We start from the raw sequence: 10579 nt of genomic DNA, 5'->3' as shown, positions 1-10579 counted from the left end.
TCTGGGACCCCACCCAAACCTGGTGCCCCGCCCACACCCACCGCGCCAACACCCCCAGCCCCGAACCACCCTGGCGCACCTGAAGCGTTCTTTTTGCCGGTCACCAGGAGGCCATCACCGAGCACCAACCCTCGGCGGCTACCAGACTCGGTGTGACGCTGGGAGAAAATCATGGATTGCGTCTTAACAGCCATTGGCAGCTTCACGCTGGTGCTCGTGCTGGTCGGCGCGTTCATCTGGCTGTCCTGGGGTCAGGACTCCGTGACACGACGCCCACGGAGCCGAACCGGATCAGCGCTTGCGACGGGCGAGGAACGCATCCATTCGGGTAAATTTTGCCTCGGACTCGAACAGGATCGACTGGGCGACGTTATCAACGAGCGGATGCGCGGCGCGCGGAGCGTGGAAGACCTCCTTGGCGAGACGGGTCGCGAGCGGGTCCTGTGCGGCGATCCGGTCGGCCAGTGCGTGAGCGGCGGCGAGCAGGTCGTCGGGGTCGTGCACCTCGGTGACCAAGTGCACTGCGAGGCATTCGGATGCGCTGAGGATGCGCCCGGCGAGGATGATCTCCTTGGCCACCGGCTCTCCGACGAGCTCGGCCAAACGCCAGAGCGCACCGGCGGCGGGCAGGATGCCGAGCGCGGTCTCCGGATTGCCGAGACGGGCGCTCGTGGACGCGATGCGAAAGTCGGCCGCGTAGGCGAGTTCGGCGCCGCCGCCCAGCGCCCAGCCGTCGATGGCGGCGATGACGGGCATGGGAAGTTTCGCGATGCGCGAGAACAGTGCGGAGTTGATGCCGAGCAACGCATCATCGCGCCGACGTTCCCGCAGCTGGGCGATATCGGCACCGGAGGCGAAGACACCATTCGCCCCGCTGATGATGAGGATACGCGGCTGCTGCTCGAGTTCGGCGCAGACGGCGTGCAGCTCGTCGATCATGGTCTGGTCGATGGCATTGCGCACGTCGGGCCGGTCGAGCTGAACGTGCACCCGATCGGCGCGGCGTTCAATCGTAAGCGTGGTGGTCATTGTGGGACGTCTCCATTGAGGTCGAAATTTTGGTCGCTTCTGGGATCGGGGTCGGTCGTGCCGGCAGGAAACACCCGCTTGTAGCTGCGGCCGTCGGGCAGGGTCACCGTGCGGCTGACCAGGGTGCCGCGACGCACCTGCAGGTAGATGGCCTGGGCGCTCACCCCGCGTTCCGCCGCCGCCTCGGCGACCGACAGACCGGGGAGGTCGGTCGGTACACTGCTCGGCCTTGCAGAGCGTTTGCGGCCAGCTTCAAGGCGGGCGCTGATCTCCTCATCGCTGCCGCCCCAACGCCATCTGGCCGCCGGGGGTTTAAGCCCTGTAGCATCAGCGACCTGCTCCCACGACGTATCGGCGGCGAGCGCAGCGCGAACCGCGACGAGCGTTGCCGGGTCCTGATCGAGGGCGGCCTGCAGCGAGCGGATGGCGCGCAGCCGATTCAGGGGCGAGCCACCGTCATCCGTGTGCAGCGCTAAAAGCTGCTCGAGCGCGGCAGCCGTCGTCGGCGCTAAAAACGATCCCATGCGTGGTCCTCATCACATCTGCTGCAACTGTGTCAGCAGCCCCATCTTGCCAGACCAGATCCGTCGCCAGCGCAGTGCAGATCAGACCAACACGACGACGGAGTGTGGAGCCAGCTGCAGGGCGTTGGGCAGCCGATCCTGCACGGCATCGGGACCGGTCGCGAAAGACAACACCACCTCTCCCCGACCGGCCGGCACGCGCACCGACCGCTCACCGAAGTTGATCACAACCTTGGTGCTACCACGGTGCACCCGTAACCACCCCTCAGCAGCATCGAACTCCACGGCAATCTGGTCGAACCGTGGATCTGTGACGTCGGGATACGAACGGCGAAACGACGCCAACTCACGATAGAACCCGAGCAGTCGAGCATGCTCGGTCTCGTCCGCCTCACTCCAGTCGAGTTTGGAACGCTCAAACGTGGCCGGGTCCTGCGGGTCGGGAACGATCTGCGGATCCCACCCCATACGGGCGAACTCGTTGATCCGCCCGGTGGCCGTTGCTGCGCCGAGCTCAGGCTCGGGATGCGACGTAAAGAACTGCCAGGGTGTTGTTGCACCCCATTCCTCCCCCATGAACAGCATCGGCGTGTACGGCCCGAGCAGGGTCAGCGCCGCCGCAATCGCGAGCTGACCCACATCCAGCTGGGCGCTGAGACGGTCGCCGGCAGCCCGATTGCCGATCTGGTCATGATTCTGGGAAGCGACGACCAGCCGCCAGGTGGGCATCCGTTCGCGGTCGATGCGGCGGCCGTGGGTGCGTTCGCGAAAGCTCGAGTATGTGCCGTCGTGAAAGAATCCGTGGGTGATCACCTTGGCGAGGGCGTCAAGCGGCTCGAAGTCGGCGTAGTACCCGGCAGTTTCCCCCGTCAGAGCCACGTGCACGGCGTGATGAAAGTCGTCGCTCCACTGGGCATCGAGGCCGTAGCCATTCGCCTCTCGCGACGTGATGAGGCGGGGATCGTTGAGGTCGGATTCGGCGATCAGGGTGAGCGGACGCCCGATCTTTGCGCTGAGCGCACCGACTTCGACGGCGAGTTGCTCGAGCAGGTGGGTCGCGCTCGTGTCGCGCAACGCGTGGACGGCGTCGAGCCTCAAGCCGTCGACGTGGTAGTCGCTGAGCCACATCAGGGCATTGTCCAGAATGTAGCGGCGCACCGGATCGGAGTTTGGCCCGTCGAGGTTAAGCGCGGAACCCCAGGTGTTTCCCGCAGCCTCGCTCAGGTACGGGCCGAACTGGGGCAAATAGTTGCCGCTCGGACCGAGGTGGTTGTAAACGACATCCTGAATCACGCCGATGCCATGCCGATGGCAGGCGTCGACGAAACTCTGATACGCTGCCGGGCCGCCGTAGCCCTCGTGCACGGCATACCAGAGCACGCCGTCATAACCCCAGTTATGCGTTCCGTTGAACGCGTTCACCGGCAACAGCTCAACGAAGTCGACACCGATTGATTGCAGATGATCAACCCGGCACGCTGCCGCTTCGAACGTACCCTCGGGTGTGAAGGTTCCCACGTGCAGCTCGTAGATGATGGCACCGGCGAGCTGGCGGCCGGTCCAATCGGTGTCCTGCCAGATATGGTCGGCGGGATCGAAGGTGCGCGACAGGGCGTGAACCCCACCGGGCTGACGCCGCGCGCGCGGGTCGGGGAACGGCCCACTCCCGTCCACAATGAATCCATAATCCATGGCGCCCGCACCAACGGGGGGAACGGATGCCGAAAGCTCCCACCATCCGTCATCCCGCGCCGCCAGCTCGAGCCTGCGCGGCCCGAGTTGCAGCTGGACAGCGCACGCGTCGGGGGCCCAGACAGCAAATTTCTGATCGTTCATGCGTGTCGTCCTGTGGGGTTGGGGAGGGCGGGGTCGAACGGGGAACCTCGGTCATCGTCATCGTCACCGGCGACCAGCAGAGCCACCGGGTAGCGAGCGAGAACGTCAGCGACCCGCAGGCTCGGACCATAGAACTTCTCCTGGGTGAGCACGTCGATGTAGCTGCGGCCGGCTAGCGCGATGGTCGTGTCGCCCCAACCCCCGGCGCGGTGCAGCCCGATCGGCAGCCGGGTGGCCACCGTGATCGCTCCCCCGCGATCGAATGCCACAACGTGCTCGGCGGCCGCGCCGAAGGCGGGTATCGAGGCGTAGCGAGTAAAAAACCTCGCCCGGTCGCGGCGCAGCCGCAGGGCGCGGGAGGTGACCAGCAGCTTCGCGGCTCCACTGGCGTCGATGGGAGGAAGCCACCCGCCGTCGACGCGGATCAACAGTTCGCGGCGTTGCTCATAGTCGACCGGGCGGCGGTTGTCAGGGTCGACCAGCGACGTCTCCCACAGTTCACTGCCCTGATACACGTCGGGGACTCCCGGCATGGTCAGCTGCAACAGCTTAAGCGAGAGCGAATTGCTCCAGCCTGTCTGCTGCAGTTCAGAGACCAGACCGGCGATGAGGTCGTGGGTCGGCCCGGGGCTGACGGCGGAGGTGACGAGCCCATCAAGTTTCATCTCAAAATCAGCGTTCTGTTCCGTCCAGGTGGTCGAGGTTCCGGCCTCGCGCGCCGCCTTCAGCGCGTACGCGAGGAGACGCTCCCGGCTGGCTGGCCAGGCGCCGACGATCGCCTGCCAGAGCAGGTTCTCGAACGGCGCGTCACTAAGCGGATGGCGCGCCCGCAGTTGCTCGAGCAGGCCCTCCCAGCGGGCTGGGATCTCAGCGAGCACCGAGATGCGCGCACGCACGTCTTCGCTACGTTTCGTGTCGTGGGTTGACAGGGTTGTCATCGACTGCGGGAACCCGGCCTGGCGCGCTCGTTGCCGGTTGTGGAACTCGGTCACCGTGACCGCAAACTCGTCGGGGTCAGCGCCGACTTCGTTGAGCGAGGTAAGCCGGCTGAACCGATAGTAGGCCCGGTCTTCGACCCCCTTAGCCATGACCATGCCCGACGTTTGTTGAAAGCGCACGGCAGCCGGATGCTCCGAGTCGCCCAGTAGTGGCAGCAGCCGGAGGATTTCGGCCTCGAGTTCGGGTCTGTGGGCGATCGATCGATTCGCCGCCGCCTGCAGGTGGCCCTGACCCAGGGGCAGGTAGGAACGATACACCGGAAAACAGGCCAGAAGCTCGGCGACAGCGTCGGCGGTACGGTCATGACTCTGTTCGTCGCTCGGTACCAGGCGAGCGATGCGCAGCACCTCCGAGCGCAGGATACCGTCAGCCACCACGCGCTTGTTTCGATAAACCAGTTTCCCCCACCCTGCTTCGTCGGCACCCTGGAGCCGCAGCTCCAGGGCGTCCAGATCTGCCTGGCCGGCCGGATCAACGAGCACCCGATCAACGTCGGTGAGGGCGTCATACCCGGTGGTGCCAGCCGTCGCCCAGCTCGTGGGAAGTTGCTCTGGCCCCTCGAGAATTTTTTCGACCAGAACGTAAGCGCCGTTTGTGGCACGACGCAGCGCCTCAAGATAACCGGCCGGGTCGGCCAGGCCATCCGGATGGTCGACCCGCAGTCCCTGCACAAGACCGTCACGCACCCAGCGCACGATCTCACGGTGCGACTCCTCGAACACCCACGGCGTTTCCACGCGAATGCCGGCCAGACTGTTCACGGCGAAGAATCGACGATAGTTCAACTCGTCGTCGGCCCGCCGCCAGTTCACCAGCTCATAGTTCTGCCGATCGTGCACACCAGCCGGGCTGGCACCAATGTCGGCGGTTCCGGCGGCAATCGGAAAACGATTTCCGAAGTAGTGCAACTCGCCGTCAACGATCTCCAGCTGATCAAGCTGGCCAGGCTCGTCGCCCAGCACCGGAATGCGAATTCGCCCCTGACCGTACGCCCAATCCACGTCGAAGGCCTCGGCGTATCGCGACTGCTGGCCATTTTGGAGCAGATCCCACCACCACGAATTCTGCCGCGGCGTCGCTACACCCATGTGGTTCGGCACGATGTCTACGAGTACGCCCCGACCTAGCTGGTGGGCCGCTGTCGCGAACCGGTCCAGGGCATCCGCCCCGCCTCTGGCCGGGTCGACGAGGGAATGATCGACGACGTCATACCCGTGATCTGATCCGGCCTCGGCCTGCAGCAATGGCGAGAGGTAGACCCAGTCCGCACCCAGATCGCGAATGTAGTCCACCGTAGCCGCGGCGGCATCAAGGTCGAAGGCTGCGCTGATCTGCAGTCGATAGGTCGAGCGCGGCGCGGGTACCCGCCCCGCTGCCGCCCTACCTGGTTTGTCGGTCATGGCCCGGCCCTCAGCTGTGGCCGGGCAAAGTGATGAGGCCGGTGGCACCGGCCAGTGACGCTGCAACGGAGTGATCCGGCACAACTTCGGCTTCGTGATAGGCGCGCAGCACCACCAAAGAACGACCGGCCACGGTCTGAATCGCTCCGGCCGGACGGGGGATGGAATCGGCGCCCTCGCCGGCGGTGTCGACCACGATCTTCCAGGCCGGTGCATACTCATCGGGCGGCAGCGTAAATTCGACGTCTTCGGCGTCGGCGTTGAACAAGAGTAGAAAGTTGTCGTCGGTGACGTCCTGACCACGCGCGTCGCGCTCGCGGATTCCGTTGCCGTCGCCGTTGAGAAATTTGGCGACAGTGCGGGCCAGGCTTTCGTCCCAGTCTTTGGAGGCCATCGGTTCACCATCGGTGTTGAGCCAGACAATATCGGGCAGCGATTCGCCCGCTACGCGATTACCAGGTCGACCGTCGAAGAATCTGCTGCGCCGAAAAGTTGGGTGCTCCCGGCGCAGGCGGGACACGGCGGCCGTGAATTCGATCAGTGGCACATCGGCCTCGTCCCAGTGAACCCAGGTCAACTCGGAATCCTGCGCGTAGGTATTGTTGTTGCCGAGCTGGGTACGGCCCAGCTCGTCGCCGTGCAGCAGCATCGGCACCCCCTGCGACAAGAGCAGCGTCGCGATGAAGTTGCGTGCCTGCCGGGCGCGCAGCCCGCGAATCACGGGATCATCACTGGGGCCCTCAATACCGGAGTTCCACGAGCGGTTGTGCGACTCACCATCCTCGTTGTCTTCGCCGTTGGCATCGTTGTGTTTCTCGTTATACGAGACCAGGTCCGCGATGGTGAAACCGTCGTGCGCGGTCACGAAATTGATCGAGGCCATCGGGCGGCGCCCGGAGTGTTCGTAGAGGTCGGCCGATCCCGCCACGCGGGAGGCGAATTCGCCCAGGGTGGATGGCTCACCCCGCCAAAAATCGCGCACGGTATCACGGTACTTACCATTCCATTCGGACCACTGGGAGGGAAAGTTTCCGACCTGGTAGCCGCCGGGACCGACATCCCACGGTTCCGCGATGAGCTTGACCTGCGAGACGACCGGATCTTGTTGCACAAGCTCGAAAAAGGTGGAGAGCTTGTCGACGTCATAAAGGTCGCGGGCCAGGGCCGACGCCAGGTCGAACCGAAATCCGTCGACGTGCATCTCGAGCACCCAGTACCGCAGCGAGTCCATGATGAGCTGCAGCACGTGCGGGTGCCGCACGTTCAGGGTGTTTCCGGTGCCGGTGTAGTCCATGTAGTAACGCTTGTCGTTGTCCATCAGGCGGTAGTAGGCCTCATTGTCGATGCCCTTGAAGGACAGGGTCGGCCCCATATGGTTGCCCTCGGCGGTGTGGTTGTACACCACGTCAAGAATGACCTCGATGCCGGCAGCGTGCAGGCTGCGCACCATACCCTTGAATTCCTGCACCTGCTGGCCGAGATCTCCGGTCGCGGAATACGCGCTGTGCGGCGCGAAGAATCCGATCGTGTTGTAGCCCCAATAATTGTTCAGGCCCTGTTCAACGAGTGTTCCGTCGTTGACGAACTGGTGCACCGGCATCAGCTCAATAGCGGTCACGCCGAGCTTTTGCAGGTGGTCGATGACCGACGGATGCGCCAACCCTGCGTAGGTGCCGCGCTGCCTCTCCGGCACCGACAGTTGCAGCTTGGTGAGGCCCTTGACGTGTGCCTCGTAGATGAAGGACTCGCTGTATGGCGTGCGCAGCGACCGGTCACCGGTCCAGTCGAAAAACGGGTTGACGACGACGCCGAGCATCATGTGCAAAGCGGAATCTTCGTCATTCGGGGAGTCGGGGTCATCGAAATCGTAGGAGAACAACGAGGGATCCCAGTCGATAACCTCGGTCGTGGCCTTGGCGTAGGGATCAAGCAGCAGCTTGCTCGGGTTGGCCCGATTACCGGCCGCTGGATTGTAAGTGCCGTGCACCCGATAGCCGTAACGCTGGCCCGGCTGCACGAGGGGCAGATAACAGTGCCAAATGTAAGCGGATGACTCACGCACCTCCACCCGCGTCTCGTCTCCGTCTTCGTCGATGAGACACAGCTCGACACGTTGGGCGGCTTCGCTGAACAGGGCGAAGTTGGTACCGCTCCCGTCAAACGTCGCGCCCAGGGGGTAGGCGGTTCCGGGCCAGGTTTCCATGAGACTCCTCGGGATGAAGATGGGACACGGTCAGATGCAGGAGCGGCGAGGACGCGCGCAAACAGGTGATCGAATCGCGCTTGCAGAACACGCTACAGGCATCCGCCGCCATAGCCACCCCCAGCGCCCTCACCCGCGCACACACCCGCGCCCATTCCCGCGCCCATTCCCCCCGGGGCCTCAGGGGCCTCAGCCGAGGTGTTCGCGCACGAGCGGTGCGACCTCGGTGCCATAGAGTTCGATGCTGGTCATCAGTTTCTCGTGCGGCAGCGTACCGATGCTGTACTTCAGATCGAATCGAGACAACCCGAGCCCCGTCACCACGGCCGCGATTTTTGTCGCCACCGTTTCGGGCGAGCCGACGAAGACAGCTCCACTAGGGCCGGCCTCCTGCTCGAACCGTTCCCGCGTGGCGGGACTCCAACCGCGTTCACGACCGATGCGGTTCTGCATGGCCTCGTAGTGTGGCCACATTTCGTCGCGAGCCTGGGCATCCGTCCTGGCGATATAGCCGGGCGAATGCTCACCGATTGGTAATGAGGGCTTTTCGAACTGCGCCAGAGCGCGGCGATACAGGTCGACCAGGGGGGCAAAGGCGAGCGGGGCACCGCCGATAATGGCAAGCATGAGGGGCATTCCATAGTGCGCCGCACGGATGACGGATTCGGGACTGCCGCCCACACCGATCCAGGTCTTGATCGACCCGGACTCGGTCGGCGGAAAGACTGTCTGGTTGCTCAGGGCTGGCCGGGTCTGACCGGACCACGTCACCGGCTCTTCCTTCCGCAGTTCGGTGAATAGTTCCAGCTTTTCCTCGAATAGCTGCTCATAGTCGCCGACATCAAGGCCGAAGAGTGGAAAGGATTCCGTGAATGAGCCACGGCCGAGAATGACCTCTGCCCGCCCGTTCGACACAGCGTCGAGCGTGGAAAACCGCTGATACACCCGCACCGGGTCGTCTGAACTCAGCACGGTCACGGCTGAACCCAGGCGAATGGTGCTGGTCTGGCCCGCAATGGCGGCGAGTACGACCTCGGGGGCGGAGACAGCGAAATCGGCGCGGTGGTGCTCGCCGATGCCGAAGAAGTCCAGGCCCACTTGATCGGCCAGTACGGCCTCAGCCACGACGTTGCGCAGCACCTGCGGTTGAGTGAGCGGCCGCCCGTCGGCCGCGACGGTGACGTCTCCGAAGGTATCGAGTCCCAGTTCAAGTTTGTACGTCACGCGATTAGGCCTCTCAAAACAAAAGAATAGTTCCACGCACATGCATCTACCGGTGCAACCTTGTCCCGACAGAATTTAGTTCATCATTTTCGATTTGTAGCGCCAAAGCCACCAAAATGGGGTTACGTGCTCTCTGCACCCGACGACTGGAGACCCCCATGACCGAAATCGACCTCATCAGTTTGTGGGTCAAGGCGCGAGCACACATTATTGTCTCCCAAGCTGCCCCAACGTTTCTGCTCACCGCCACTGTGGGCTTTCTCGCACTAGGACTTGGCACCGCCGACCTGGCCGTACGCATTGCCGCCGCGGGTATTCTGCTCGCGTCGGGTATTTTCGGGGCGCTCGCGCAAATAGCGGCTGCGAACGAGGGACTGGCAGTCATCGCCGACCTACGTTCCGTGCCGACACCCAGCTCGCTCACCCGGTGCATTGTCTCTATGGCAGCATGGGTCAATGTCGTGCGCTACGTGACCCCGGCGATCTTCGTGATCGTCTATGTCGCCGTCTTGATTTCGCTGTTCTTCAGCGCGCCCGCACCGATTATGGGCCGCTGACCCATCAAATACGCTGCCAGACGGCGCGCGTTTGTGGTTAGGAAGATGTGGCCACCCGGCGATCACGTCGCCTGCGCCACCACGTCCAAACCCGCGTGACAATGCGCTTGAGGACGGCTCCCAGCCGACGCGCTGACGCGAATTCCGTTCCGAGCACGGCGAGGCCCAAAAAGACGATGAGCCACCCAGGTCCCGGCAAGGGAATCAAAATCATGCCGATCGCGACAATCAGCGCGCCGAGCAGCCCGACGCCAAGGCGATAGGCGAAGAGCAGATACGGGTGCCCGTCAACCCACGTGCGAGCACGCCGCAGTGCCCTCCGCACCGGATGCCGTGGGTCGCTGCCGCTGGTTATATCGCGGGAGAGGTGCTCTGACATTTACCCAATCTAAGCCACGTTTCTGGGAGGTGGCGCAGCATCGAGGTAATACCAGTGCTGGTCGACTTTCTGAAAGCGACTGACTTCATTGTGCCGTCCCGCTTTGCCGGTTACACGATAGTGCGCTGTAAATTCCACGATGCCGTTGCTATCGAGTAACCCGCCGCCTTTTGTCCGTACGATATCGAGCCGCCGCCACGTTATCTCCGGGTCCAGTTCGAGCGCTTCAGGTCTGGTGAGTTGATGCCATGTCTTAAGTAGATACTGCGCATCGCCAAAGTAGAAGGCGCTATAACGTGAACGCATGAGCCATTCGGCCGTTGGCGGTAAGGCAGTACCACTGTGAAAACGGCCGCAGCACTCAGAATAAGTGTCGCCGCTCAAGCAGGGACACCGTTGATGCAGAGTGATGGCGGTTTTTCAGACTC

At 63.6% G+C, this 10579-nt stretch carries 10 protein-coding genes; 1 reads left to right on the top strand and 9 read right to left on the bottom strand.

What is annotated here, in order from left to right; genetic code table 11:
• From CXY70_RS18250 to CXY70_RS04030, 7 genes are all read right to left on the bottom strand, one after another.
• A partial coding sequence (locus tag CXY70_RS18250) for a hypothetical protein (RefSeq protein WP_233205723.1) occupies positions 1 to 236 on the bottom strand: 236 nt, incomplete at its 3' end.
• A gap of 55 nt (positions 237 to 291) precedes the next feature.
• Positions 292 to 1029, bottom strand: a complete 738-nt coding sequence (locus CXY70_RS04055; RefSeq protein ID WP_104191098.1) for an enoyl-CoA hydratase/isomerase family protein — start codon at positions 1027 to 1029, stop codon at positions 292 to 294.
• Complete coding sequence (locus CXY70_RS04050; RefSeq protein WP_104191097.1) at positions 1026 to 1553, bottom strand: hypothetical protein; 528 nt, start codon at positions 1551 to 1553, stop codon at positions 1026 to 1028. Before CXY70_RS04050 ends, CXY70_RS04055 begins: the two co-directional genes overlap by 4 nt.
• An 81-nt stretch (positions 1554 to 1634) precedes the next feature.
• Positions 1635 to 3389 carry a malto-oligosyltrehalose trehalohydrolase gene (treZ, locus tag CXY70_RS04045; RefSeq protein WP_104191096.1) on the bottom strand — a complete coding sequence of 585 codons (1755 nt, stop codon included), beginning with the start codon at positions 3387 to 3389 and terminating at the stop codon, positions 1635 to 1637.
• Entirely contained in the window at positions 3386 to 5788 is a 2403-nt protein-coding gene (treY, locus tag CXY70_RS04040; protein ID WP_104191095.1) for a malto-oligosyltrehalose synthase, read from the bottom strand. The genes treZ and treY overlap by 4 nt, the downstream gene beginning before the upstream one ends.
• 10 nt (positions 5789 to 5798) lie before the next feature.
• The gene (gene glgX / locus CXY70_RS04035) at positions 5799 to 7991 is read right to left on the bottom strand and encodes a glycogen debranching protein GlgX (protein ID WP_104191094.1); all 2193 of its coding nucleotides are present in this window, start codon (positions 7989 to 7991) and stop codon (positions 5799 to 5801) included.
• A gap of 189 nt (positions 7992 to 8180) precedes the next feature.
• Complete coding sequence (locus tag CXY70_RS04030) at positions 8181 to 9215, bottom strand: LLM class flavin-dependent oxidoreductase (protein ID WP_104191093.1); 1035 nt, start codon at positions 9213 to 9215, stop codon at positions 8181 to 8183.
• Positions 9216 to 9373: 158 nt separating this feature from the next.
• Between CXY70_RS04030 and CXY70_RS04025 the strand changes: the two genes are divergently transcribed.
• Positions 9374 to 9772 carry a hypothetical protein gene (locus CXY70_RS04025; RefSeq protein ID WP_104191092.1) on the top strand — a complete coding sequence of 133 codons (399 nt, stop codon included), beginning with the start codon at positions 9374 to 9376 and terminating at the stop codon, positions 9770 to 9772.
• 37 nt (positions 9773 to 9809) lie between these two features.
• Here CXY70_RS04025 and CXY70_RS04020 read toward each other — a convergent pair whose 3' ends face one another.
• Positions 9810 to 10151, bottom strand: coding sequence for a TIGR02611 family protein (locus CXY70_RS04020; protein ID WP_104191091.1), 342 nt, complete (start codon positions 10149 to 10151; stop codon positions 9810 to 9812).
• 9 nt (positions 10152 to 10160) lie between these two features.
• A complete protein-coding gene (locus CXY70_RS04015) occupies positions 10161 to 10556 on the bottom strand; it encodes a YchJ family protein (RefSeq protein ID WP_104191090.1) in 396 nt (131 codons plus the stop codon).
• Between the last annotated feature and the right edge of the window lie 23 nt (positions 10557 to 10579).

It is taken from the genome of Cryobacterium sp. Y82 (assembly GCF_002929495.1).
Taxonomy (GTDB): Bacteria; Actinomycetota; Actinomycetes; order Actinomycetales; family Microbacteriaceae; genus Cryobacterium; species Cryobacterium serini.
Note: the sequence above shows the minus strand (reverse complement) of the source record. Positions and strands in the feature narration are given on the sequence as shown.